Here is a 26465-nt window from a genome sequence, read left to right on the forward strand (position 1 = left end):
GAATGCGGGAAATGAGGGGAAACCCAAACGCATGGAGCCTTTCCTTCATCTTTGTGCATAACTTTTTTTGTTTTTAGAGCAGGAATCAGTGAGGCGATGGCTTCAATTGGTAAACATCAAAAAAAGAAAAACCTATGCATTCGACACATGCATAGGTTTCTTCTTTTTTTACTTGGCACCATAACTAATCAAGTTCGTCATGATTCGATATCCGCCTGGAACTTGGCCTTGAATTTGCCTATATAGCACAAGGTTGGTGTAGAGGTAGGTGCCATTACCGTATTTAGCCATGAGAATTCCGCCATCAAATGGTTCTTCATTTGGATCAGCCATGGAAATGAATGTTTCATATCGTTGATCCCATTCCATTGGGAAATACAATCCTCTTTCTTGGACCCAATTGCTCCAGTCATCACTTGTTATTTTATTTGGATAGTTAAAAAGCGCTGATTCTGGCTTCGACACGTTTACCGTGGCTTTTTCATCGGTTACCCGCCAGCGAATGGAAGGATTCCCGAGGGTAAGAGGATATGGAGCAGTCTTCATTGCATCCCATCCATCACCCGGTTTATGGTATTGCACGACGAGATGGCCGCCATTTTCCACATATTCAAGTAAGCGCGCGTTATTTGCCTTTAAATCTTCCCTCGATAGATAGGCACGGATGCCGGTAACGATCGTGTCATATTGACTTAAATCACCTTCAGCTAAATCAGCTGCAGTTAACTTCGTAATGTTCAGACCTGCATTGCTTAAGTAATCTGCCACTTTATCGAATCCGCTTTCAATGTACCCCACTTTTAATGAAGCTGGCTTCAAAAGCTCAAATGCAACGGTATTGATAGCTGCTGGGTATTGGTAATAGAATGTTCCGATATGGTCATAGGAAATTTCCTGAATGGTCGAATCAAAGGTTTTCCCATTGACAGTAGCAGCTGCCTTCACCTGATATTCGCCATTTTGTATTGCCTTAGGCGGTCTTAGGGTGAACTTCACTTGTCTTTCTTCTGATTTTTCTTTAAATGATACAGTGGCATTTTTGGGATGAACTCCCCAATTTTCAGGGACTTTTAAAGCGACCTTTGCCGATGCTTTTCCTTCTGTATAGTTTTTCAAGGTTACCGTCACTGGGACTTCCTCTTTTACATCTGCTGTATTTACGACGATATCTTCAGGAGATAGGGTAAGGCCAACGTCGGGAAGGACAGCGATCGTTCCATCCACTTCCTCCTTGATGGAAGTTTTTGTGCTGCCGTATTTATAAGAAATGCTGGTCGTAATGGTTGATTCATCATAGGCATGGTAATAGGCTGCATCTTCAGGGACCTCAACCAGATAGGTCATTGTCGCTGATTTATTTGGTGCTAGATTGACATCTTTAGCTTTAGTTTTGATCTTCCACCCTTTAGGTAAGTTCAATGCAGCAGCGACTTTTTTCAAGGTTTGTTTCCCATTATTCTTCACGGTTACGGTTACGTACGTTTTTTGGGCTTTCGTCAGGATCTTTGAAGCTGCTTTAGCTTGAACTTCGAGTCCTGAGGAGACATAACTGACGTTTTGCAATTGCTCTTCTTTTAATGAGAGCTTATGAAGCAAGTCGTTCTTAATGGCAGGGCTTAGCTTTGCCTTTTTGACTTGCGCAGTAATTGACCGAACATTTGAAAGAGCATTTTGGGATATTGAAAAAACACGTTTTTCATTGGGATAAGCCGTAATAACAGCGTCCAAATTCCGTTGCAGGTATTTAAATTCACCTTTTAATTTTGAAGCTGAGCGGGGGAGTTTTTCTACCCATTCAGTAAAATTGTAAGGTACACCTGCAATAAGGTCTGTCTGGCTTTTTGTATCAACCGAGCTTTGCTTCAAATCTAGATGGATCTGGCGAGGTGCTGCTGGGATATCAGAACCCATGCCTTGGCTTTTATGCAGATAGCGGGATTGTTCTCCAAGCTGTGGGTAAGTCATATTGTATATTGGGTCATATTTACCGATTTCAATCGAAGTGGTTGCTTGATCTGCCGAGGAAACAGGCAAATATAACTTTTTCACTTGCCATACCGATAGACCTTGTTTCAATTGTTGTGGAAACACAGTTGGGTCGGCGGCATCCTTAAAGGCGCGTTCACTTAAGATTGTCATTGTTCGATGATGTCCATGCTGGGTATCATCATTTTGAAAGGATGGCATCAATATATCCGGCTGATACGTCCGAATAAAGCGGATAAGCCGTTCATAGGTGAGTTCTTCGCCCCATTTTTCTAATGTTTCCTCTGGTGTTTTGGAGAAGCCGAAATCATAAATGGGATCTGAGGTAGTTTCACTTAGATGATAGGCCTTAACCCCGGTGATTTTTGCAGCTTCTATCATTTCCCTCGAACGGATGATTCCAAGAGCATTGTCCAGTTCATCCCCAATTTCATTTTGTCCTCCTTCACCACGGTTTGCAATCAGGCTGGATGTCTTTACCCCTAACCCTCTCGATAGGTAAGCGAGAAAGTCACTCCGTTCATCATCTGGATGGGCACCGCTGTTCAAGAATGTCACGGTCGTCTCGAGCGGCTTGACCGCATTCCATAACTCAACGTTGGCTTCCTCAGGATTTGCAGCGCTGCCTCCAAGCGGCAATAATGCAAGAACCAACAAAAGGGAAAGCAGCGATAACAGAGCTTTTTTCATTAATCTTTTAACCCCCTTCAACTTTTTAAGACACCTAAAAAAAATGTAGGTTAGTAATATTTTCTAACTAACCAGACGGAAAAACTTATCTAATAAATAGCATTAATGGTTATAAATGTAAATGATTCGAAGTAACTATTAAAAGTTGAACATTTTAAATGTTCAGAAAAATAACTTGTGCGCTGAATTTATTTAAGTTATATTTTTACTTAATTAGGAAGATTTACTAACTAAATGATGTAAGGCCGTGATGTGATGAGTTTTAAAAGACCACCCAGTCATCAAAAATATGTCAATAAAAAAAGAATCATTCAATGCATCCAGGAATGTTCGCCCATTTCAAGAGCTGAAATCGCCGTTAAGCTTCAGCTAAGTAAACCAACTGTTTCTCTGGCTGTGGATGAACTTATACAGGAGAAATGGGTATTTGAGAAAGGAATAGGAGAATCCTCCTCTCAAGGCGGGAGAAGACCCATCCAGCTCTTTTTTAATGAAAAGGCAGCCTATATCATTGGAGTCGATATAGGCGGGACGAAAGTGAAAATCGTTTTAAGTGATTTAAGCGGCAACATCCTTGCTGACACTAGCTTTTCAACCAACACCTATTTAAAATCAGGGCTTCTTAAACAAATGGCGATTGAAACGGAACGGTTAATTGCCAAGAATCAGATTACGAAGGGCAGGATATTGGGGATGGGAGTCGGGATCCCTGGTATAACGCAAACGGCAAGCGGATTAGTAATAGAGGCACCGAGTTTAGGTTGGGTACAATATCCGTTCATAGCCGAAGCGAAGCGGTATTTTGATTTCCCCATTTTTCTGGACAATGATGTAAACGCGGCTGCACTAGGTGAACAGTGGCTGGGTAATGCACAAAATAAGCGGAATTTGCTGTTCATTGCGGTTGGCACGGGGATAGGAAGCGGAATCATCTTGAACAACCAGTTATACAGAGGGGCTTTCAGTGCAGCTGGGGAAATGGGATATATGGTAACGGACAAAGAGGATATAAAGCGTGAATTCAAGCCGATTTTCCATAGATACGGCTATTTGGAAAGTGTCGCAGGAGGAAAGTCGATAGGCAGCCATTTTACCAGGGAGGTCCTCAAGGATCCTCATCATCTTTTATTCGAACGGGCTAAATCTTCCGAACTATCGGGGGAGGATGCCTTTTTGTCAGCAAAAAAAGGAGACACGACTGCAATGGCCGTCATAAATGAAGCCATCGAACATTTAGCGTGCGGAATTGTCAATGCGGCCAGTTTGCTGAATCCAGAAGTAATCATTTTAGGAGGTGGTGTATTAAATTCATCTGAATACATTTTACCTAGAATTCGGGAGATCGTTGATCGATATCTTCCTAGTTTAGTAGAAATGAAAACTTCACAATTGGGAGAAAACGCAGGAGTACTAGGCGCGGTTTCCCTATTCTTAAGGGAACATGAGGGCATTTTGAATTTTCGGGATGAGGGGGAGTATTAATGAAAAGTAGGAAAAAGTCGCTTGTTTCAGTAATGGCCTTATCGGCAGCTCTATTGATTTCGGGATGTAACGGTGGAGAGACGAAAACGAATTCGGATGCTGGCGGTGCCAACGGAAAAAAGGGTGAGCTGGAAGATAAGATCGTTGTTTATTCACCTCATGGCAAAGATATTTTATCAAAATTCGAAAAGCAGTTCGAAGATGAGTATGGTATTGATGTTGAGTGGCTTGATATGGGGTCCCAGGAAATCCTTGACCGTGTTCGATCAGAGAAAAGTAATCCGCAGGCAGACGTTTGGTGGGGGGCACCTTCCACGAACTTCAATCAAGCAAAGGCTGATGGGCTGCTGGCTGCTTATAAGCCTAGCTATTCCGATAGTCTCGATGAAGGATTCCATGATCCGGAATGGTATTGGACGGGAACGAGCCAGACACCGGAAGTCATCATGTACAACAGCAAAGAACTATCGAAGGATGAGGTACCGAAAGATTGGAATGAGCTGCTTGATCCGAAGTGGAAAGACGAAATCATCATCCGCTATCCGTTAGCCTCCGGAACGATGAGGACAATTTTTTCTGCGATGATCTATCGTACGTATAAGGATACAAATGATCCAAAAGAAGGGTATGACTGGTTAAAGAAGCTCGATCAAAACACAAAGGAATATTCAGCAAACCCGGAAATGATGTATAACAAGGTAGCCAAAGGAGAGGGCTCACTTTCCGTTTGGGCAATGCCGGATGTTGTCATGCTGAAGGAAAATAAAAATTATCCGTTCGAGTTTGTCATTCCGAAGAGCGGAACACCTGTATTGACAGAAGGTATCGCCATCGTTGAAGGTGCCAAGCATCCAAAAGCGGCTGAAGCCTTTTATGAGTTCGTGAATTCACCTGAAGCCGCAAAAACTTTGGCAGAGGAATTTTACAGGATTCCGACCAGAAGTGATGTGAAGGATTTACCTGAATGGATCACGGAAACGGAAATTAAAGCGATGGATATTGATTGGAATGCATTCGAGGAAAAAGGTGACGAGTGGATGAAATATTGGGACGAAAATATTAAAAGTGGAGATAAAGAAATTAAAGAATAAGGAAGTGTCGTTGGGATGGCGTCAATAAAAATAGAGAATGTCCAAAAAGCCTTCGGGAAAACGATAGCTGTTGACCATTTAAATCTGGACATCAAAGAAGGTGAGTTTTTTACCTTTCTTGGTCCAAGCGGCTGCGGTAAAACGACAACGCTTCGGATGATTGCCGGTTTTTATTATCCAACAAAAGGTGTCGTCCGATTTGGCGACAAAGATATGACGCGTGTACCTCCGGAGAAAAGAAATACAGGCATGGTTTTTCAAAACTATGCCCTCTTTCCCCACATGACTGTTTTTGAAAATGTAGCGTTTGGCTTGCGTGTGAGAAAGGTTTCTTCTGTTGACTTAAAGAGGAGAGTGCTGGATGCCCTCCAAAAGGTAAGGCTGGAGAGCTACTCGAATCGTCAAGTGAGCCAGTTAAGCGGAGGGCAGCAGCAGCGGGTGGCCCTTGCGAGAGCACTGGTCATTGAACCGGAGATATTACTGCTGGATGAACCATTAAGTAATCTGGATGCCAAGCTTCGTGATGAAATGAGAGTGGAAATCTTAAGGCTGCAGCGTGACTATAAGATTACCACGATATATGTCACACATGATCAGGCTGAGGCTTTATCCATGAGTGATCGGATCGCTGTGTTCAATTATGGTGTATGTCACCAGGTCGGGACGCCGGCAGAAATTTATAATCGGCCGGCCAATGATTTTGTGGCGAGTTTTATAGGCGAGATTAATCTTTTGCCCGTTCAAGTCGAAAAAGTTCAACAAGATAATATAGAGGTTGCCCTTAAGAATAGTGAAAAACCGATTAAATTGAAGGTGGAAAATCAAGCTAGGGACGGAATTTCAATCATACAGAGTGATGCTGACCTTGCTGTTTCGATTCGTCCTGAAGCAATCAGAATTCTGGAAGTGATCGAGGAAGGAAAGAATATCTTTAAAGGTAAAATAAATTCCGTCCAATTCTTTGGATCTGTTGTGAATGTCATGGTGGATGTTCAAGACGTGTTACTAAGGGTCGACGTATTTAACACTTATGATTTTGGATACTTTTATCAAGGAAAGGAAGTGTATGTCCAGCTTCCTGAGAAACAGCTGCGTCTTATTCCCATCATAAGTGGTGATGCTCCATGATTAAAAATCGTGATACGAGATTGACGGTTTGGCTCCTTATACCAGTTTTATTGGTGCTAGTAGCTTATGTACTCTACCCATCGTTGAGGACCTTTATAGAAAGTCTGCAAAAAGACGGAACGATATCCCTTGGAAATTATCAGGACTTCTTCATACAGGAATCGAAAACGAACTTAGAGGCTCTATGGAATTCTGTTTATATATCCTTATTGAGTGTATTGGTCAGTGCCTTGATTGGCATTCCGCTCGCATTCATTTTTAACCGTTACGATTTTCCCGGCAGAAGCTTCTTTTCATCAGCAGCGATTTTGCCGATTGTCCTTCCATCATTGGTAGGGGTCATGGCCTTTATGTTTTTATATGGAGAATCGGGATTGATTCCAAATGCCATCAAGGACCTGTTTGGTCTCGAGAAGGTTCCATTCAAGATTGGCGGGGTATCGGGAATCCTTATCGTGCATGCCTATACGATGTATGTTTATTTTTATATGACCGTATCCGCTGCAATCAACAAAATAGATCCTTCCCTTGAAGAAGCGGCTTATAACTTAGGCGCAAATAAAATCAAGGTTTTTTGGAAGGTGACTTTTCCATTATTGACACCTGCCATCGTAGCCGCTTCTCTACTTGTTTTCATGATATCGATGGCTTCTTTCAGTGCCCCGTTTTTATTAGCTGGCGGATATAGGGTGTTGAGCCTGCAAATTTATTTTTCAAAAATCAATGGTGATATGGAAATTGCCGCTACTCAATCCGTCATTCTATCCATCGTTTCGATTTCATTTCTATTATTCATGCGTTGGTATCAAAATAGGAAGGATTATCGCATGGCTTCGAAAGGAATTGGCGCACACAGGAGTGAAGTGAGAAACCCGCTTATGAAATGGGTGATGGTCTTAACGGGTATCATCGGCGTAATTATTCTGCTATTACCGCACTTTACGATTCTATTGCTTTCACTTGTGCCGGATGGAACCTGGACATTTCAAACATATCCAACAGTATTTAATATGGAAAATTACCGGCTTTTGTTTGAAGACCCTAATATCTTCAAACCGTTACGAAATAGTTTACTGATGGCGGTTATTGCTACGTTGGCAAATCTGGTGTTTGGGGTCATAGCGTCCTATGTACTTGTCAAACGGAAATTCGTCGGGAAAAGCTTTGTCGATATTCTAGTCATGATTCCTTGGGCGTTGCCTGCAACGGTCATAGGGATGAACTTGATATTCGCATTCAATGAACCTAGCGTTTTTTCCTTTGGTCAAATTTTGGTAGGAACATTTTGGATTTTGCCGCTTGCCTATTTCATCAGGCATATTCCGCTCGTTGTCCGTTCGACTAACGCCGTTCTGGAGCAGCTGGATGACTCGATTGAAGAAGCAGCCAGAAACTTGGGGGCAAAGTGGTTTTATACCTTCAGAAAAGTCATATTTCCTATTATTATGCCTGGTGTTTTATCAGGGACATTATTGGCATTTATCGAATCTGTGGGGGAATTCCCGACGTCGGTCCTGTTGTACACAATTTCTAACAGGCCCATATCCATTGAAATCATGAATCAGCTTCGGATGTTCAATATGGGGCAGGCAGCTGCCTATGGGATGATTCAAATCACGCTGATTGTAATCGTTCTCTTTATTTCGAACAAGTTTTTTGGAATCAAAGCGGAAAGAGCTTTATAAATCGGAGGTTAAAAGATGAGCAGGCTTGAAGAATTTATCAAAAATGAAGGTAGTGCCTTTCCCGGAAAAACATATGCTAGAGAGCTTCTGATGCCTGTTTTTAATGATCAAAGAGATTACTTATTTCATGCAATGTTCGATATTCATCGGGCACATGTCATCATGCTTTCGGAACAAAAGATCATTAAAGAAGAAGAGGCGAAGACCATGCTTGATGGGATTCGGAAAGTGGCTCAAACAGATCTAGCGCAGTTGACCTATCAGCCCCAGTTCGAAGACTTATTTTTCATGATGGAGGCAAAGATCGGTGAGGAAATCGGTCATGAACTTGCAGGGAAGATTCATATCGGCCGCAGTCGTAATGATATGGGAGTCGCCATGTACCGGCTTGTTTTAAGAGGTCATCTACTCCAATTGATTGGCTATGCAAACCAATTGAGTGAAGCATTCTTGGTGCAGGCTGAAAAACATACAGAAACCTATATAACTGGTTATACGCATACCCAACCGGCTCAGCCGACTACGATAGGACATTACTTTTTGGCAATATATGATGTGCTTCAAAGGGATATTGGCCGGTTATGGGCAGCCTATGAAACGGTTAACCAATCCCCTTTGGGCGCGGCCGCGTTAACGACCACCGGTTTTCCGATCAGCCGGAACCGTACGGCTGAACTGCTTGGATTTGATTCGGTGATTGAGAATTCCTATGACTCGATTGGCGGGGCGGATTATTTATTGGAAACCGCAACTGCCATCATGACGTGCATGGTCAATACAGGAAGATGGATTCAAGACTTCCTGCAGCATGTGACAAGGGAGTTTGGAACCTTTCATGTGGCGGACCCTTATGTTCAAGTGAGCAGCATCATGCCGCAAAAAAGAAATCCAGTCTCCATTGAACATTCCCGTTCGATTGCAAGCAGTGCGTATGGTGATGCACTTGCTGCAATGAATATGATCCACAATACACCATTTGGTGATATCGTCGATACGGAAGATGATTTACAGCCGCATTTATATCGGGCTTTTTCGAATGCAGGACGTGTCATGAAACTAATGTATGCCGTCATGTCAACCTTGAAAGTAAATGAAGAACACACAAAGAAAATGGCCGCAAAATCCAGTATAACGGTTACTGAATTAGCGGATACCCTATCAAGAGATTACGACATATCCTTTAGAAAAGCCCACTCCATAGCCAGTCATATTGCAAAACGGTCAATTAGTGAAGGGAAAGAGCTATATGATTGGGACACAAAAGAAATCAACAAGATCATCAATGAATTCGTTTCAGTGAACATAGCAGAAGATGAATGGAAAAAAATAATCTCTCCCGAATATTTTGTGGAAATTAGAAGCATTCAAGGCGGGCCCTCCCCAAAAGAGGTTACGAGAATGATTGTAAATAGAAAACAAAAACTGGGACAAGATTTGCAGGAATATAAGGAAATGGTCAAAGCATTGAATGATGGCAGGAAGGCTTTAGTGGATTACTAAAGGTATGTTGTTAAAGGGAAATGAGTCTTGACGCGCATGAAACTCACGAGTAAAAGCATGAACCTTCTGAAGAGAGTATTTTTTGTTGGCTCGGAAGCAATACGATGCATTTTACTGAGAAAGCTTCATATTTTATGATATATAGTCATTCTTTATCAGGGTGGCTATTTATTTTGGATTTTTATTGCAACTGAGATATCCCTAGTGACAATGAATGTAGATTATTCCTAAAAACAATGCTATTATTTGGAAAATATATAATATAAGGCGGAATGTTAATGTCAAATAGATCTCAGTTCGGTGTTATCCTGATTTTAATAGCTTTCGTAATATCGATTACTTTTTGTTTGAATCCGGAAGTTTTATTAAGAGGTGGATATGATTTAGCTATTGATGGTCTGGTAGTATCCAGAACCTTGATGATTATTTTTTCGTTGTATTTATTAGTTAAAATAGGGGATTTGTTTATAAACAGAAAAGATTAATAGTCTAAAATGAGGTTTCCTATAAACAATATTGAGAAAAAGGAAATATGCTTGGATGCCGATAATAAGGAAGGCTCAGTCTTTTGACTGAGCCCTCCGATGTTTATTTATCCAAAATAACCGGTTTCAAAGTTTCTTCATATTTCGTTAACGGATTTAGGTTCCAACTGAATCGCTTGCTTTCTGAAAGCCAGACTTACTGCGATCATCACAATGAAATTGACTGCCAATGCAATGATTCCCACATTCAAATCTTTCGCTGCTTGCGGCAAGGATGGAAACAAGGTCCCTATTGTCGAATGACTGAGTGTAATGCAAATTACGATGGCCAATCCTGAAATGATGCCGGAGATTGCGCCAAATTTATTGATCGGATTATTCCTTTTCAGACTAAAGAGCAGGGACGGGAAAAGCTGTGTGATTAGACTGTATCCCATAAGAATTAATGCTGACATCGTTTCGCCGCCGTTTAAGGTGAAGTAGACGGCTATAAGGGCGATGACTGGAACAAGGAACTTTGCCAATCGTACGACATGGCGATCGGATACTGCAGGTGCAAATTCCTTATAGACGTTTTTCGCGAGCAGTGTAGCGACGCTCATCAAAAGCATGGATCCCGGCACCAATGCAGTCAATAATCCAGCTCCGCCGATTATGCCTATAAACCATGGATCAAAGGTCTCGATCGAAAGGCGCAGCAATGACAGGTCTGCATCTGCCCCAACGAGGCCGGGCACTTTCAATATTGCTGTAAACCCAACAAAAAAGACGAATAACAGCATGAGTGTATATAAAGGGCTGATGATTGCATTTTTTCGAAATACCTTGCCGCTGCGTGCTGAATAAACAGCGCTGAAAACTTGTGGCCACATATAGAAACCGAATACGAGCAATATTACCGTGGAGATGAACCATGATACGCTAAGTCCCTGATCTGGGAACTTAAGAAAACCAGGCTTGGCCGCATCAATCGCTTCAAACATCGGCTGAAATCCGCCAAAGTAATGAATCGGAAGATAAATCCCTAAAAATCCTATTATGGCGACCATCATTATATCTTTAATGACCGCTGTCCAAACTGAACCGTGTATACCGGAGATCATCACATAAATGGTAAGGCTGATCGCCCCCATCCAAACTGCCTCAGACATAGAGATGGCACCATAAGATGCTTCTGAGACAATGATCCCCAATCCTTTCAGCTGCACGACGATCACTGGAATCATCGACACCACACCGACAAGTGCAGCCAAAATTCCTAAACCGGGACTCTTATATTTGCTTACAAAGAAATCGGATTGGGACATCAGTTTATTTTCCTTGGCATATCTCCATATTTCCGGTAGGAGCCAATAGGATAATACGTAAGACAAAGTAATGTAAATTAGAACATATAGTGCGGGTGCGCCCTTGCCATAAGCCCAGCCGCTGCCGCCAAGGAAGGAGAAGGTCGTATAGATTTCCCCGGCCATCAGCAGAAAGACGAATATCGCACCAAAACCGCGTCCGCCAACCGTCCATTGTTCCAAGTCCATATCTTTTCCTTTTGAAGAGCGTATGCCTAAAAATATCGATAGAAGTAAAAATGCTAAAATGATTAAGAGAGCAATATTCATTCCTGGTCACCTTCCCGATTCCTGGGATCCAGCTTATACATGATGCCCAGTATGGCAGAGGTAAGGACCACCCACATAGCCATCCAGAACATATTGAAAGGCATCCCTAATACATATGGTTCTATTTTATTAACAAAAGGCAGAAATCCTAGTATGCCTATAAAAGGAACTAGAGTAAGAATATATATAATCTTCATAAACAAACCCCTCCGTTTTAATAAAGTGAAACGCCCACCAATGGGGTTTATTCTTCAATGCCACTGATGGATGGGTGAACCAAACCGGGATGAAAAATTCATACATGACGGAAAAGGTCCGATAATATATATTAGCTTACACTATTTTGATATAAAATTTAATGCAGTTGCCTGATATATTTGAGCAACTGTGCGCAGACAGCCGAACAATGATATGTTCATAAAACAGATAAAGCCTTGAATTCTTAGTGAGTTCAAGGCTTTATTTCCTTTAGCTATATTTTTTCCGAGAATTATATAGTATTACCAAAAGTATGAACCAGATTGGGGTCAAGAGCAGTGATAGTCGTGTAGCTTCAGCGAATAGCATAACAATAAGGATGAACAGGAATAATCCTAATATGGCGTAATTGACAAAGGGTGTAAAAGGAGCCTTGAAAGTCGATTTCGCTCTTAGGTCAGGCCTTGTTTTCGAATATTTGATATGGGAAATCAAGATAATGCTCCATACCCATATGAAACAGATGGCACTGATGGTCGTCACGACGGTAAATGCATGTTCAGGTATCAGTTTGCTTAATAATGCCCCTATTGATACAACGATTGTGGATGTTAATAAGGCATTGCTCGGAACAGCCTGTTTATTTAATTTTTCCAGTTTAGCAGGGGCTTCGCCATTCCTGCTTAACGTATAAAGTATTCGGCTCGTTGAAAATAAACCGCTGTTGCATGCAGAAGCAGCGGATGTCAAAACGACGAAGTTGATGATCCCTGCAGCGACAGGAATGCCGATTAACGCAAAGACCTCTACAAATGGGCTGCTCGTGGCATCCAGTTGTGTCCATGGGTTGACGCAGAGAATGACGAATAGTGCACCAACATAGAAAAGTAAAATCCGGACAGGGATTTTATTGATGGCAGATGGAATGTTCTTTCTCGGGTTTGCCGTTTCTGCTGCGGAAACCCCGACCAATTCGACACCGACAAATGAGAAGACGACCAGCTGTAAAGATAATAGGAATCCAGAAATGCCATTAGGGAACATGCCCCCATGATTCCATAGGTTCGTTAGGGAAACCGTTCCGCTATTGGTATTGAAGCCGATGATCAAAAGGATGATCCCCACGACGATCAAGGCGATGATCGTGATTACTTTAATGATGGCAAACCAGAATTCCAATTCACCAAATAACTTAACGGTCAAAAGGTTCAATCCTAACAGAATGACTAGGCATATTAGAGCCGGAATCCATTGAGGGATATCGAACCAATATTGCATATAGACGCCGACAGCTATGATATCGGCCATTGCGGTCATGATCCAACAGAACCAATATGTCCACCCTGTCACGAAGCCGGCCCATGGACCGACATATTCGGTTGCAAATTCAGTGAATGATGTATACCCTGCATTGGATAAGAGCAATTCCCCCAGTGCCCTCATCACAAAAAACAAGGCAATCCCTATTATCAGATAGGAAAATAAAATGGAAGGTCCTGCTAATTGTATGGCTTTTCCGGAACCTAAAAATAATCCGGTGCCAATGGTTCCTCCTATTGCGATCAGTTGTACATGTCTATTTTTTAAATCTCTTTTTAATTCTTGTCTTGCCAATTCTTACGCCCCCGTCTTTTTATAGTCTTGGTAGTGAATGAATTTACCTGAATGGTCTTGGAGAGAGGGACTGATTTTTTCGTCCAGCTTGCCTTTCCCATTGGTTTTAAAGCTGTTGTTTTTAGTCCAACCACAAAATGGACAATAAAAAAAGAGATTGGATAATACCAATCTCTTAAAGGGTTCAGAATAACAATTTTATCATTCGTTACTCTTCTGTCCTTTTGCCTGAGATTGTGAATCCTTCGGCGCTGCACCTTGTACAGTCTCTCCAGAAGCTGCTCCTGCTATAGTGTCATCCATAGCATTCATCGCTTGCTTGTATGCGGTTGTGAATAAATGTTGTCAGTGATAATCTACCACTGCTGAATCATTCATTATGCTTATAAAATAATATTGGAATTCTATCATCTATTTTTCGGAAGGTCAACAAGTTTTTTTTGAAGTGAAAACGGCAATAGCTGTAGTTTTATAGTGGTCTTAATTTTTATTAAGGTACTTGAAAAATTTGTTTTTTGGATGATCACTATTATGAAATATTGAACATCATTTTTTTGAAATGATATTTTTAGATAAGGGAAATTGCCAAGATATATTTGGTAACTGTTTATTTCAAAAATACAATTGTATTTTTACAGAATATTTACTATTATAAGATAAGAAAACATAATTGAAGTGTTATTGATATTTTTTTCGATAAAGCATTTCTAACCGCAATAATTAATAGAGAGTCGTTCGTGTTAAGGATGGAAAAGCATTACCGATATTGCATCTGGGGGAGTTAAACATGTCGAACAAGGAATTAAAGAGAGGGCTGGAAGCACGTCACATTCAAATGATAGCTTTGGGCGGAACCATCGGTGTCGGGTTATTCATGGGATCGGCGAGCACGATCAAATGGACCGGGCCCTCTGTAATGCTTGCTTATGCCATCGCAGGTATTTTTATATTTTTCATCATGCGTTCCATGGGTGAGATGCTCTATTTAGAACCGACTACAGGTTCTTTTGCAACCTTTGCGAGCAGCTATATACATCCTTTGGCAGGTTATATGACTGCTTGGAGCAATTGGTTTCAATGGGTAATCGTCGGAATGTCCGAAATCATCGCGGTTGGGTTGTATATGCAATATTGGTTCCCGGATTTACCGGCATGGATACCAGGTGTGGTCGCCATGATCATCTTGGGGGCGGCCAACCTCATTTCAGTTAAATCCTTCGGGGAATTTGAATTCTGGTTTGCGCTTATAAAAATCATAACGATCATATTGATGATCGTTGCCGGCCTAGGCCTTATCTTCTTTGGAATAGGGAATGGCGGGGATGCGATTGGATTATCGAATCTATGGGAAAATGGCGGCTTCTTTACGGGAGGCTGGACAGGATTCTTCTTTGCGCTTTCCCTTGTCGTGGCATCCTATCAAGGCGTTGAGCTTATCGGCATCACAGCCGGAGAAGCGAAAGATCCAAGGAAGACCGTAACAAAAGCTATCCAATCAATCATATGGCGTATATTAATTTTCTATATTGGTGCCATATTTGTCATCGTGACAGTCTTCCCTTGGGATCAACTGGATGACTTAGGAAGCCCATTCGTTTCAACCTTTGCTAAAATAGGTATCACAGCAGCAGCAGGAATCATCAATTTTGTCGTAATCACAGCGGCAATGTCTGGATGCAACAGTGGGATTTTCAGTGCAGGGCGTATGCTTTACACACTTGCATTGAATGGCCAAGCTCCAAAAGTCTTTGCTAAAGTATCTAAAAATGGAGTGCCGGCATATTGTACGATCGCTGTACTATTAGGATTGGGCATCGGGGTTATCCTGAATTACCTTGCACCGCCGCAATTATTCCTTTATGTGTACAGTGCGAGTGTATTACCCGGGATGATTCCATGGTTTGTCTTACTTATCAGTGAGCTTAAATTCAGAAAGGTAAATGCCGCTGAAATGGAGAAACATCCGTTCAAGATGCCGTTGGCCCCTTACAGTAACTATGCGACAATTGCCTTCTTACTGATGGTGCTGGTCGGTATGTGGATCAATCCTAGTACCCGGATTTCCTTGGTTGTCGGGATCGTTTTCCTAGCCTTGGTCGTAGCAAGTTATTTCATGCTGAAAATGGATAAACGAACACCATTGGATGTTAAATCCGATGATGAAATTTCGGGATAAGAAACTCTATCAGAAAGCCCTTCTCTTAATTCGAGAAGGGCTTTTTTGTCTTTGGTGACTGTTGGAATTCAGGAGTGAAGTGGTGGAATTCACGAGTAAAATGGCGAAACTTACGAGTGAAGCTGAGAAACTCGAGTAAAACAGAGGAATTCACGAGTAAAACGGCAAAACTCACGAGTAAAGCTGAGAAACTCGAGTAAAACAGCGGAATTTAACGAGTAAATCAGCGAATCTCACGAGTAAAGCTAATTAGTCCCCGTAACAAGGGATGCCAGCAGGGGGACGCTTATGGAATGTGTCTTCCTGACAGACTTTTTCATAGGATGTAACATCATCTTTACCCGAGGAAGGGGTTATATTTTGGAAAGAACAAAACTTACCGGGCGGGTCGTTACACCTAATGATGCTGAGTATGAGCAGGCCAGGATAAATAATAACTTAAGTTTTTCTAAATTTCCAAAGGTCATTGTGTTTTGCCAGAATTCCAATGATGTATTGAATTCATTGAAGTGGGCCCGGGAAAATCATACACCTTTCCGGGTTAGGAGCGGCAGGCATAGTTATGAAAATTTTTCATTAGTGAATGGCGGTCTAATCATTGATATAAGTGAAATGTACAATATCAAGGTCAACCGTGAAAAAATGATTGCAAAAATCGAAGCCGGAGCTGATTTAGGTCAAGTATATAATACGCTATGGAAGTATGGCACGACGATTCCGGCTGGAACCGAAAGCGGTGTTGGTCTTGTAGGCCTTACGCTCGGCGGTGGAATAGGCATGTTATCGAGACGCTTTGGACTTACTTGTGACAATTTGCTTGAAATAGAAATGGTAAGGGCGTGCGGAAAGAGGGGCGCCAAACTTATTAAAGCAAATAGGAAAATTAATAGTGATTTATTTTGGGCATGCTGCGGGGGTGGAGGGGGAAACTTTGGCATAGTCACTTCTCTTACCTTTCGGGTACACCCCGTATCAAGGGTATCGATTTTCTCCGTCACATGGGGATGGGAAGATTTTGAAGCGGTGTTTGAAGCCTGGCAGGATTGGGCCCCTCAAGTTGAAGAGTGTTTAACTTCAGAAATCGAATTCAAGTCAAAGGAAGTAAACCAAATTATCGCTCAAGGTGAATTTGTTGGGCCATCTTATAGGTTGCAGCAGCTTCTAAAGCCTTTGACGAGAGCGGGTTTTCCAACAAATATCATGATAAAGGAAGTCCCGTATATTGATGCTGTGCAATTCTTTAATGATCCAAGTGGAAATCGACCGGCCCATCGCAAGCGGTCGGGGTCCTTCATTGAAAAACCTTTTCAACGGCAAGCAATCTTGACGATGAAGCATTTTCTGGAAAACGCTCCAAATGAAAATGCAGCCATTTGGCACCAATCCCTAGGAGGGGCAGTTGGCCGTGTGTCCCCAAATGAAACGGCTTTTTATTATCGGGATGCCATCATCGCCCAGGAGTATCTGGCTACATGGACGAATCCAGAAGAAGAGCGGCAAAACATCCAGTGGATCAAAGAACTTAAATGCGCATTGTCACCATATACTACAGGTGACTACGTGAATTGGCCGGATATCCTCATCGAAGATTGGCCAACTGCGTACTATGGAGAAAATTTCAAGCGGCTTCGGGAAGTTAAAACGAGATATGATCCATACAATACGTTTAAATTCCCTCAAAGTATACCGCCTTTTAAGAAGTGGGTCTGAAAAAGCTTGGATGCACCAAAAACATTCGCTATTAAAAAGGCCTATTCCTCAATTGGGATAGGCCTCTTTTATTTTCATTTTCCCAAAATCATTCTGCTTGCTGAGCTTGAACTGCACTGTAAACCTGATTTACGGAAGACTGTGCTTGTGCGATTTCTTGAACTGCTTGTTTAATGGCTTCTTGTGCCAAAGTTGGATCAGAGGAAGATTTTTCAATTGCTTGTGAAAGTAAGGTTTGTGTTAGGGTAACGTTTGCTTTTGCTTGGTTTAATTGATTGATATCGATTTGTTGTTGGGGCATGTAGCTTCTCTCCTTATGTCATTATTGGAATTACTCCATTAGGATGACCTTTCTTTTCTTTTTTATAAGGAGAAAAAATATATGACGCAGACAGGATGGGCAGCTTGGGGAAATTTTGAAACAAGCAAAAAAGCCATTTAAATAAACGATGCCAAATTTATGGACAATCCAAATTCGTGTAAAAGGTACATTTTTAAGATTTAAAAACGGGCAGAAAGAGAATGGAATCATTAGGGGTATTTACTTAGAATCCTTAAATTTTCATCTGCATAAATAGTATTACGTTCCTTGAATACAATGTAATATCTGTGATCATTCTTCACGAAGTCCCTACAAAGTATAGAAGGAACCGGATGAGCTCTGCTCTTCCGGTTCTTTGTGTATCAGTTAGCTGCTGGAATCAATCCTTTATGAATGGAGACTTCCTTAATGGCACGGTAGACGGTTTCGACCATGAAATCGAGTTCCTTTTCTGACATGGAAAGGATCGGCATCATCGTGATGACTGGACCAAGTTCCCGAATGATCAGGCCATTTTCCCGTGCTGTATGGATGATTCCGGAAACGACATTTTCTTGGAGGGTGAACGTTTCTTTTGTTTGGCGGTCTTTAACGATTTCCACTCCAATCATGAAGCCGCGCTGGCGGATATCGCCGACTATCGGAAGTTCGTATAGTGCTTGCAGTTTTTCGGATAGGTATTTTGATTTTTTCTGGATGTCTTTAATGAGATTGCGGCTTTCCATTAGCTCGATATTCTTCAGGGCCAGTGCACAGGCTAGCTGATTTCCTGTATAGGTGTGGCCGTGATAGAAGGTTTTATGTTCTTCCCGTTCTCCCAAGAAGGATTGAAAGATCTGCTCGTTCATGATGGTTGCTGCGAGTGGCATATATCCCCCAGTGATCCCTTTGCCCATACACATGATATCAGGAACGACATCTTCCTGTTCGCAGGCAAACATCGTTCCGGTTCGACCGAATCCAACGGCCACCTCATCACAAATTAAGAGGATGTTGTACTTTCTGCATAATTGTTCGACTTCTTTCAAAAAGCCTGCCGGGTGGGTTATGATGCCTGCCGCGCCCTGCACAAGCGGTTCGATGATCAATCCTGCAATTTCCTCTGATTGTTCTTGCAGTAACTTCTCCAGTTCCTTCAAGCAATGGTTTTTCACTGCTTCTTGATCTCCATACTCAGTCATGTGATAGGCATATGGTGAAGGGGCGGAAATCCGTTGAAATAAGAGTGGCTTAAAGATTCTATGGAATAGACCCATTCCGCCAACACTCACGGCACCGACAGTATCGCCATGGTATGCTTCGTCAAGGGAGACGAATTTGTTTTTATTCCGATGCTTGACGGAATCGATATTCTGCCAATATTGATAAGCGACTTTAAGGGCGATTTCCACAGCAGCAGATCCAGTGTCAGAGTAGAAGACTTTCGATAAATGACCAGGAGTGATCTCTGCAAGTTTTTTTGCCAGTAAGATCGATGGTACATTTGCAGATCCCAGCAGTGTGGAGTGCGCGACCTTATTCACTTGTTCAATAAGGGCGCCGTTTAATTCCGGCTCGTTATGCCCGTGCACATTTACCCATAATGAGGCATAGCCGTCCAAATAGCGTTTGCCATCCACATCAATCAAGTAGCTGCCTTCGCCGCGCTCGATGATCAGTGGTTTACTTTCCCGATACGTTTTCATTTGTGTGAACGGATGCCATACATATTCCTTATCCCATTGCTCTAAATCCTGACTGTTCATGCTTGGAACACCTCTTTCAGTTGTTGGGTATAATCTTGATCACCAAGTAAATCAAGGATGCAGATCCTCAAGTCTTTTCTAACATCCGCCAGTGTTGGAATGCAGGCGAGGCCATTCAGCCCAGTCAGCTTTTCAATGGTTTCGATATTGTCTTTATGAATCGGGTCCTCTGACCGGTAATGGTTATACAAAATGGTTTTCACGCATATATCATGGATTTGGGCATACGAATGCGTCGTCACGACATTATGAATCGCGCCTAAACCACTTGTAGATACGAATACGACAGGCATTCCGCAATCTCTTATGAAATCCGCCGTCATATAGAAACCGTCGGATCGTTCAATGAGCGGGACAGCCAATCCGCCAGCACCCTCGACTAATACGATGTCATACATTTCCTCAAGTTCATGAACCCTTTCCACGACTTTCTTCTCATCGATAAGACTACCGGTTAATTTAATCGCCAAATGTGGGGAGGTTTCCGGTTTCAGTGTGTAAAACCCTGAATCCTTTACACCGAGTTCCTGCTCAAACCAAGATATATCCGGGTATGTATGATTTTCTTCATTGATTCCAGTTTGGAATGGTTTGAATATCGTGACGCTTTTTCCCAATGTTTGAAGAGACAGATAGAGTGCGCTCGTGACGATGGTCTTTCCAATATCCGTGCCAGTTCCGGTTATAAAGTAGGCTTGGCCCATGGATGATTCAGCTCCTTTACGTTTATATATCTTGCAATGCGCGGACGTACTTGTTGAATGATGACAGCACATAGAATGCACAGCAGTAGATCACCGGGTACAGGTAATAAGAAGCCGTAAAGAATCGTTTGGTTGATTGAAAGCGGCGTTTCCACAATCCACTTCATTGCACCATACAGCCAGATGCAGCCAAAAAGGTAAACTGTCAGCAAAGAGGCGGCATTAGCAAAGAATATGGAACGAATCGTGGAGAGGGAAAACCGGTTGATCAGCCATCCATTTACATAGGCTCCCAGTATATATCCGAGCAAATAGCCGAATGTAGGTTTGAAAATATAGCCGAATCCCCCGCCTTCAGCAAACACGGGCACCCCGATAAGTCCGATCAAGACGTAGCATAACTGACTGAGCATTCCAAGCCGGGGCCCCAATAATGCGCCTGCCAAATAGACTGCCAGAATTTGCAGTGTGAATGGTATGTAAGGTATAGGTATCTTAATAAAGGCGCCAATGGCAGTTAACGCGGTAAAAAGGGCCACATAGGAAATCGTCCTTGCTTTCAAGTTTTTAACCTCCTTTTTTGAAAGTGCTGGCAAAATGCCCACTATTAGTTTGCCTGATTTCTATTTTATATGTCAACTAATTTATTGTTTAGTTAACATATAAAAAGCCATCTTTATCGGGATTTAAAGGAGAGACTAGGAAAATATTGAAAAAAGACCATTGAATAATATTTTGTTAGTATGTTATTATTCTATCGATATGTTAACTTAAAATATTTAAGGTTAACAAATTTACCTAAATCGCCAGGCAGTATTGATACTGCTAAATGTTAAGTGCTGCCCATTGTGGTTGGATGGTGCACATGCGACTACTTGGTTTGAAGGGAAAGTGGATTGGAGATGGAGGCATTCGCGGTTGGAGCATCAGGTAGATATTGCAGGCAGTTGGTCTTTATTTACCAGACCGGGTTATGCTCCTTTTCTAGGAATTGCATAGTCAAGGAATCCATAAACCAGCGATTCGGCACACAATAAAGAAAAGAGGGATAGGTTTGGAAACAATGTTAAGGGACTGGAAGATGTTAGCGGAGAACGTTATCAAAGGATATAAAGTGACGGAGGAAGAGGCATTATCCATCGTACAAGCCCCAGACGAAGAGGTTTTGGAAATTTTGAATGCGGCCTACCTCATACGCAAGCATCATTATGGGAAAAAAGTTAAATTGAATATGATCATCAATACGAAATCAGGATTATGTCCCGAAGATTGCGGCTACTGCTCGCAGTCGATCGTATCGGAAGCCCCAATCGATAAATATGCTTGGTTGACGAAAGAAAAGATTGTCGAGGGAGCGCAAGAATCAATTCGTCGCAAAGCGGGTACTTACTGCATCGTTGCGTCTGGCCGTCGTCCGACCAACAGGGAAATCGATCATGTCATTGAAGCAGTAAAAGAAATCCGCGAAACGACGGATCTTAAAATCTGCTGTTGTTTAGGTTTCCTGAATGAGGAACATGCTGGCAAACTTGCGGAAGCAGGCGTTCATCGCTACAACCACAATTTGAATACATCACAGGAAAACTACAGTAAAATTACATCGACACATACATATGAAGACCGGGTAGATACAGTCGAAGCTGTAAAAGAAGCCGGAATGTCCCCATGTTCTGGTGCCATTTTCGGTATGGGGGAATCTGAGTCGGAAGCGGTGGAAATCGCACTATCCCTACGCAGCCTTGATGCAGATTCCATTCCTTGTAATTTTCTCAATGCAATTGACGGAACGCCGCTTGAGGGAACTTCCGAGTTGACCCCTACTAAATGCCTGAAATTGATTTCGATGATGAGATTCGTTAATCCGAGTAAAGAAATCCGTCTGGCCGGCGGTCGTGAGGTCAATCTCCGTTCCATGCAGCCCATGGCACTTTATGCAGCCAATTCCATCTTCGTCGGCGATTATTTAACGACAGCTGGTCAAGAACCTACAGCAGATTGGGGAATCATCGAAGACCTGGGATTTGAAATTGAAGAATGTGCTCTTTGATAAAGAGGATTATTGGAAAACAATATGGATTTAAAAAAACACCCTTAGGGTGTTTTTTTCAGTTTGTCGGCAAAAGGAAGACCCAATTGGGGTCGAAAAAAGTGCATGGAGGGTCGAATAAATTCGAGAACGGTCGAATAAGGTGCGTGGACGGCCGCAAAAAGAGCGTTGATGGATGAAAAAATCGTGAACGGCAAAAAATGCTCCGGATGATAACAATTGGAACGTTTTTAAATGAAAAAAACCGCAGGCACACTCGATTTTTCTTGGAATTTGTTTAAAAACAAGACTAGATTACCCTTCATATTTTTTCTGTAACCCTTATTGGATTGAAGAAAATGGCGACACTCCTGCCGAATAGCTGGCTAGCCAAGACTCCATAGCCGCTTGTGGTGAGGAGGCTTGGCAGACAGTCGGCGGAAAGGGAGCGGATTTCTGAAATCAACTCGAACGTTTTTAAATGAAAAAAATGCAGGCAAACTGCTCTAATTCTAATTTCTTTATAGGTGTTTTATTACTTTGCAGTAAGCAGGCTAGTGGTCAGTAAAATTTTACAAAAATAAAAAAATGATTGATAAGTGAAAATAATGAAAAAAAAATGCTAAATTGTAAGAAGAGGTTTTTTTAATGAATTACCTGAATACAATAAAATTTGCTGCATTGTGGTAAATGAATATGATATAGGGAAAGAATCAGTATTGGTAATATCAATAACGAGAGGATAGTTTTGTGTGATGCATATATGGCTGATTAGTTTTATTATTTTATTATTGCTATTAATATTTTATACTATTATCCCAACGGTGCTTATTCGTGTATGCAGTCTGGGAATAACAAAAAAAATCAATTCGAATAATGGGATAGCGCTAACTTTCGATGATGGCCCACACCCTGAATATACAATAAAATTACTTGATCTTTTAAAAGAGTATAAGATAAAGGCCACATTTTTTGTTGTTGGCAGTAAGGTGAAAAGAAATCCTGAGATTATTAAAAGAATGCATGAAGAGGGACATACTATAGGGATCCACCATTATCATCATGTTTCAAGCTGGGTGCTATCACCAATCCATTTACGGAAACAGTTGGAAATGACTGAAAAGGCGATAAATGAAGTTACGAATGAAAAGGTTGTTTTTTATAGACCGCCATGGGGCCATTTTAATATGTTCACACCACTTTTCAGTAAGAAATATAGAGTGGTGATGTGGTCCGGCATCTTCGGGGATTGGAAAGTCGAAAATTGCAGGAATACTTTGCTTGATCAACTGCGAAGCACTTCGACAGAAGGTTCCATCCTGTTACTTCATGACTGTGGTGAAACATTGGGAGCGGATAAAGAAGCACCAGGCTATATGATTGAAATGTTAAAAATTTACCTACAGGAGAGTAAGGAAAAAGGAATTTACTTTATTACTTTAAAAGACTTATAAATAATTCTGGGGGTATTATGAATATAGATACGCTTTTACATTTTATTGATTCATATGGATACCTGATCATTTTTCTTTTTTTATTCTTCGGCATTGTGGGAGTGCCTGCTCCTGAAGAATCACTTCTATTTCTGATTGGGGTGTTGGTAGCACAAGGTAAGCTCTCACTGGGTTTGGCAATGCTGTGTGCAATTCTCGGCGCCTTTACCGGAATGCTTGCAGCTTATGCATGCGGAAAATATGTGGGGTATCCATTTATAAATAAATTTGGAAGATTCATTGGGATTACGACTGAACGCTGGGAGAAAGCAAAGAAAAACTATACGGATAATGCACAAAAAACCTTAGTATTTGGATTTTATATTCCGGGAATAAGACAAATTAGTCCATATTTCGCAGGAATCTCTTCTATACCTTTTCGGAAATACTTCCTATTTTCCCTATTTGGCACTATTCTATGGACCGTCCCTTTTATAGTGGCCGGTTATTATATCGGGGATGCTTTTAATGTTAATCCTAAATATGTTCCATATTTAGGGCTTGTATTTTTAGTTATTTTTGCACTTTATGTTTCTATCAAATACATTAAAAAGAGAAAACAAATGTCCAAAGGTTGAGTCGGCTCCTTATTATAAAATTGGAAATTTATTATAAGAAGAAGATATCATGAACTATATATTTTGTATTTTCAGAATGATTTCTTAGGAGATGACACATTTATGAAGAAGAAAATTTTGTTTTTACCTCTCTTTCGAATGCAGTCGGGACATCATCAAGTTGCAGAGGCATTAATGGATATGTTAAAAAAGCATTCAAATGGGATTACTTATAAGAAAATCGATCTAATCAGCTATACCAATACCTCTCTAGAAAAAATCATTGTAAATAGTTATCTTACATGGATCCGTTATGCGCCGGAAACCTATAATCTTGCCTATAAGAATCTGTTTTATGTGCACACGCCAAAGGAACGGATATTTAAGTGGTATCAGCAACTATTCATGAATAAATTGGAACAATTGATAGCAGAAGAAAAGCCTGATTTAATTGTGTGTACACACGGTTTTCCTTCCTATCTTTTAAGTCAGCTAAAGATGAAAGGGAAGTGCAGCACACCGGTTATAAATGTGTACACGGACTACTTTATTAATAATGTGTGGGGAAGCGAAGGGATAGATGCCCATTTTCTTCCTAGTCAAGAAGTAAAAGAAAAGCTGATGAGTAAGTGTCAAATACCAAAACAAACGATGATGGTCACTGGCATTCCCGTGCACGAGGAAATCACTAAAAATGCCCGTGTCCAAAGAAATACAGCACGGCCAAAAATTTTGATATCCGGAGGAAATAGCGGTCTTGGAGGGATTTTGAACTTAGGTGATGAGTTAAAGAATTCAACCGACTTTGATTATTTAGTCCTATGCGGAAATAACAGCAAGCTTTATGAAGAAATCGAAACATGGAACTTACCACATATCAAACCATTGCCTTATATCTCATCAAGGTCTGAAATGAATAAGCTTTATGAAGAAGTTGACGCAATCGTTACGAAACCGGGCGGTGTCACGATTAGCGAAGCATTGCGAAAAAGGCTTCCCATTTTTGTTCATTCGAGGCTTCCCGGGCAGGAGGAAATTAATCTGCAATATTTAAAACAACAAGGACTTGTATTTAAACTTAATCAGAAAAAGCCTTTTGAAAAACAATTGCTGAGTATATTGAAGGATCAGAAAAAAATGAAAAAGTGGAACACATCCATAGAAGCTTATCATAAGGAAATAGAGTTGGAGAAACCTGAGGGAATAGTGGAGGTCATGAAATTGATCCTTAGTCTTAATCAAAATGGTACACCTTCCTATCTAGCCCGACAGCCCAAACTTCTTTATAGCTGAGATGCATGGTGTTCGGAATCTAAATGAAAGAATAATACGGAAGGCTGCTGAATTAGCAGCCAACCTAAAATGAAAGGTCGGAAGAAGAGTGACTTTGAAAAAAACATACCTTATGATTTTTTCGATTATGCTGCTTGCGGCAGCGATCGCAGGTTGTTCAAATGATCAAGCGGAAAAAACAGAAATGAAGGCGCAAGCCGGAGGTAAAGTGGAATTGACGGTTTCCGCAGCTGTAAGTTTGCAAGATGCCTTAAATGATATAAAGATGTCTTTTGAAAAAGAGAATGCAAATGTAGAAGTTCATTATAACTTTGGAGCCTCTGGAGCTCTTCAGCAGCAGATATCCCAAGGCGCGCCTGTTGACCTGTTTTTCTCAGCTGCAGAAGATAAATTTGATAAATTAGTAGAGGAAGATCTTATTGAAGAGAAAAACGGAATTGATTTAGTCGGCAATGATCTGGTGCTGGTGGTGCCAAAGGATTCCAAAAAGGAAATCGGATCGCTGGAAGACCTTACAAAGGCAGAAAAAATTTCGATTGGCACTCCAGAGTCTGTACCGGCAGGGCAATATGCGAAACAAACTTTGGAAAACATGAACCTCTTTAAAGAGGTTGAAGATCGATTGGTATATGCAAAGGATGTCCGGCAAGTGCTTACATATGTGGAAACGGGAAACGTGGACGCAGGCCTCGTCTATAAAACGGATGCGCTCAACTCATCGAAAATTGAAATCATTGCAGCAGCCCAGGCAGATTTACACGATCCAATCATATATCCCGTCGGAATGATCAATGACTTGGATCATGATAAGGAAGCCAAGCTATTCTATGATTATCTCCAAACGGAAGACTCCATGAAAATCTTTGAAAAATACGGATTTAAAAATTTGAAATAACCACCAATCTGATGGCCTGGGGTTGTAGACAAAATGGGGTTCTACCTAAATTTTAAAACAAGACTAGAT

The 26465-nt window shown here is 41.4% G+C and carries 21 protein-coding genes and 1 riboswitch; of the genes, 13 read left to right on the forward strand and 8 right to left on the reverse strand.

Annotated features, from left to right (window positions below; all coding sequences use genetic code 11):
* Positions 1–168: 168 nt before the first annotated feature.
* Positions 169–2676: an NEW3 domain-containing protein gene (locus tag ACYP5M_RS16995; RefSeq protein ID WP_459735301.1), complete on the reverse strand. Its 2508-nt coding sequence runs from the start codon at positions 2674–2676 to the stop codon at positions 169–171.
* 255 nt (positions 2677–2931) lie between these two features.
* On the opposite strand from ACYP5M_RS16995, the gene ACYP5M_RS17000 reads away from it, so the two are divergent.
* The 6 genes from ACYP5M_RS17000 (at position 2932) to ACYP5M_RS17025 (ending at position 10047) form a co-directional block, all read left to right on the forward strand.
* Positions 2932–4158 carry an ROK family transcriptional regulator gene (locus tag ACYP5M_RS17000; protein ID WP_459735302.1) on the forward strand — a complete coding sequence of 409 codons (1227 nt, stop codon included), beginning with the start codon at positions 2932–2934 and terminating at the stop codon, positions 4156–4158.
* A complete protein-coding gene (locus ACYP5M_RS17005) occupies positions 4158–5249 on the forward strand; it encodes an extracellular solute-binding protein (RefSeq protein ID WP_434168452.1) in 1092 nt (363 codons plus the stop codon). Before ACYP5M_RS17000 ends, ACYP5M_RS17005 begins: the two co-directional genes overlap by 1 nt.
* Before the next feature lie 15 nt (positions 5250–5264).
* On the forward strand, positions 5265–6377 hold the full coding sequence (locus ACYP5M_RS17010; protein WP_459735303.1) for an ABC transporter ATP-binding protein: 1113 nt from the start codon (positions 5265–5267) through the stop codon (positions 6375–6377).
* The gene (locus ACYP5M_RS17015; protein ID WP_459735304.1) at positions 6374–8062 is read left to right on the forward strand and encodes an ABC transporter permease; all 1689 of its coding nucleotides are present in this window, start codon (positions 6374–6376) and stop codon (positions 8060–8062) included. Before ACYP5M_RS17010 ends, ACYP5M_RS17015 begins: the two co-directional genes overlap by 4 nt.
* Positions 8063–8077: 15 nt before the next feature.
* Positions 8078–9562, forward strand: a complete 1485-nt coding sequence (gene argH / locus ACYP5M_RS17020; protein ID WP_459735305.1) for an argininosuccinate lyase — start codon at positions 8078–8080, stop codon at positions 9560–9562.
* 278 nt (positions 9563–9840) lie between these two features.
* Positions 9841–10047 carry a hypothetical protein gene (locus ACYP5M_RS17025; RefSeq protein WP_057278651.1) on the forward strand — a complete coding sequence of 69 codons (207 nt, stop codon included), beginning with the start codon at positions 9841–9843 and terminating at the stop codon, positions 10045–10047.
* A 137-nt stretch (positions 10048–10184) separates the two neighbouring features.
* Here the strand turns inward: ACYP5M_RS17025 and ACYP5M_RS17030 are convergent, their stop codons facing one another.
* The 3 genes from ACYP5M_RS17030 to ACYP5M_RS17040 form a co-directional block, all read right to left on the reverse strand.
* Positions 10185–11663, reverse strand: a complete 1479-nt coding sequence (locus ACYP5M_RS17030) for a sodium:solute symporter family protein (protein WP_101224844.1) — start codon at positions 11661–11663, stop codon at positions 10185–10187.
* On the reverse strand, positions 11660–11860 hold the full coding sequence (locus ACYP5M_RS17035; RefSeq protein ID WP_048685209.1) for a DUF3311 domain-containing protein: 201 nt from the start codon (positions 11858–11860) through the stop codon (positions 11660–11662). The genes ACYP5M_RS17030 and ACYP5M_RS17035 overlap by 4 nt, the downstream gene beginning before the upstream one ends.
* Before the next feature lie 271 nt (positions 11861–12131).
* Positions 12132–13475, reverse strand: coding sequence for an amino acid permease (locus tag ACYP5M_RS17040; RefSeq protein WP_459735306.1), 1344 nt, complete (start codon positions 13473–13475; stop codon positions 12132–12134).
* A gap of 206 nt (positions 13476–13681) precedes the next feature.
* A riboswitch (glycine riboswitch) is annotated at positions 13682–13760 on the reverse strand.
* A gap of 502 nt (positions 13761–14262) precedes the next feature.
* Between ACYP5M_RS17040 and ACYP5M_RS17045 the strand changes: the two genes are divergently transcribed.
* Together ACYP5M_RS17045 and ACYP5M_RS17050 are read left to right on the forward strand one after the other, a co-directional pair.
* Complete coding sequence (locus ACYP5M_RS17045) at positions 14263–15651, forward strand: amino acid permease (RefSeq protein WP_459735307.1); 1389 nt, start codon at positions 14263–14265, stop codon at positions 15649–15651.
* Positions 15652–16011: 360 nt separating this feature from the next.
* Entirely contained in the window at positions 16012–17361 is a 1350-nt protein-coding gene (locus tag ACYP5M_RS17050) for an FAD-binding oxidoreductase (RefSeq protein ID WP_434168456.1), read from the forward strand.
* An 88-nt stretch (positions 17362–17449) separates the two neighbouring features.
* Here ACYP5M_RS17050 and ACYP5M_RS17055 read toward each other — a convergent pair whose 3' ends face one another.
* From ACYP5M_RS17055 to ACYP5M_RS17070, 4 genes are all read right to left on the reverse strand, one after another.
* Positions 17450–17662, reverse strand: coding sequence for a hypothetical protein (locus ACYP5M_RS17055; protein WP_434168457.1), 213 nt, complete (start codon positions 17660–17662; stop codon positions 17450–17452).
* A 383-nt stretch (positions 17663–18045) separates the two neighbouring features.
* Entirely contained in the window at positions 18046–19428 is a 1383-nt protein-coding gene (bioA, locus tag ACYP5M_RS17060) for an adenosylmethionine--8-amino-7-oxononanoate transaminase (protein WP_434168458.1), read from the reverse strand.
* Positions 19425–20132: a dethiobiotin synthase gene (gene bioD, locus ACYP5M_RS17065; RefSeq protein WP_459735308.1), complete on the reverse strand. Its 708-nt coding sequence runs from the start codon at positions 20130–20132 to the stop codon at positions 19425–19427. Before bioD ends, bioA begins: the two co-directional genes overlap by 4 nt.
* Positions 20111–20695 carry a biotin transporter BioY gene (locus tag ACYP5M_RS17070; protein ID WP_402906058.1) on the reverse strand — a complete coding sequence of 195 codons (585 nt, stop codon included), beginning with the start codon at positions 20693–20695 and terminating at the stop codon, positions 20111–20113. Before ACYP5M_RS17070 ends, bioD begins: the two co-directional genes overlap by 22 nt.
* A gap of 500 nt (positions 20696–21195) precedes the next feature.
* Here ACYP5M_RS17070 and bioB point away from each other — a divergent pair, with 500 nt between their 5' ends.
* From bioB to modA, 5 genes are all read left to right on the forward strand, one after another.
* Positions 21196–22179 (forward strand): biotin synthase BioB, encoded by a 984-nt coding sequence (bioB, locus tag ACYP5M_RS17075; protein ID WP_101225033.1) that lies wholly within the window; start codon positions 21196–21198, stop codon positions 22177–22179.
* A gap of 734 nt (positions 22180–22913) precedes the next feature.
* Positions 22914–23612 (forward strand): polysaccharide deacetylase family protein, encoded by a 699-nt coding sequence (locus ACYP5M_RS17080; RefSeq protein WP_459735373.1) that lies wholly within the window; start codon positions 22914–22916, stop codon positions 23610–23612.
* A gap of 17 nt (positions 23613–23629) precedes the next feature.
* Positions 23630–24229 carry a DedA family protein gene (locus ACYP5M_RS17085; protein WP_459735309.1) on the forward strand — a complete coding sequence of 200 codons (600 nt, stop codon included), beginning with the start codon at positions 23630–23632 and terminating at the stop codon, positions 24227–24229.
* A gap of 102 nt (positions 24230–24331) precedes the next feature.
* Positions 24332–25501 carry an MGDG synthase family glycosyltransferase gene (locus ACYP5M_RS17090; RefSeq protein WP_459735310.1) on the forward strand — a complete coding sequence of 390 codons (1170 nt, stop codon included), beginning with the start codon at positions 24332–24334 and terminating at the stop codon, positions 25499–25501.
* A gap of 94 nt (positions 25502–25595) precedes the next feature.
* Positions 25596–26396 (forward strand): molybdate ABC transporter substrate-binding protein, encoded by an 801-nt coding sequence (gene modA / locus ACYP5M_RS17095; protein ID WP_101224832.1) that lies wholly within the window; start codon positions 25596–25598, stop codon positions 26394–26396.
* The last annotated feature ends 69 nt before the right edge of the window (positions 26397–26465 follow it).

It is taken from the genome of Peribacillus sp. N1, assembly GCF_054600815.1.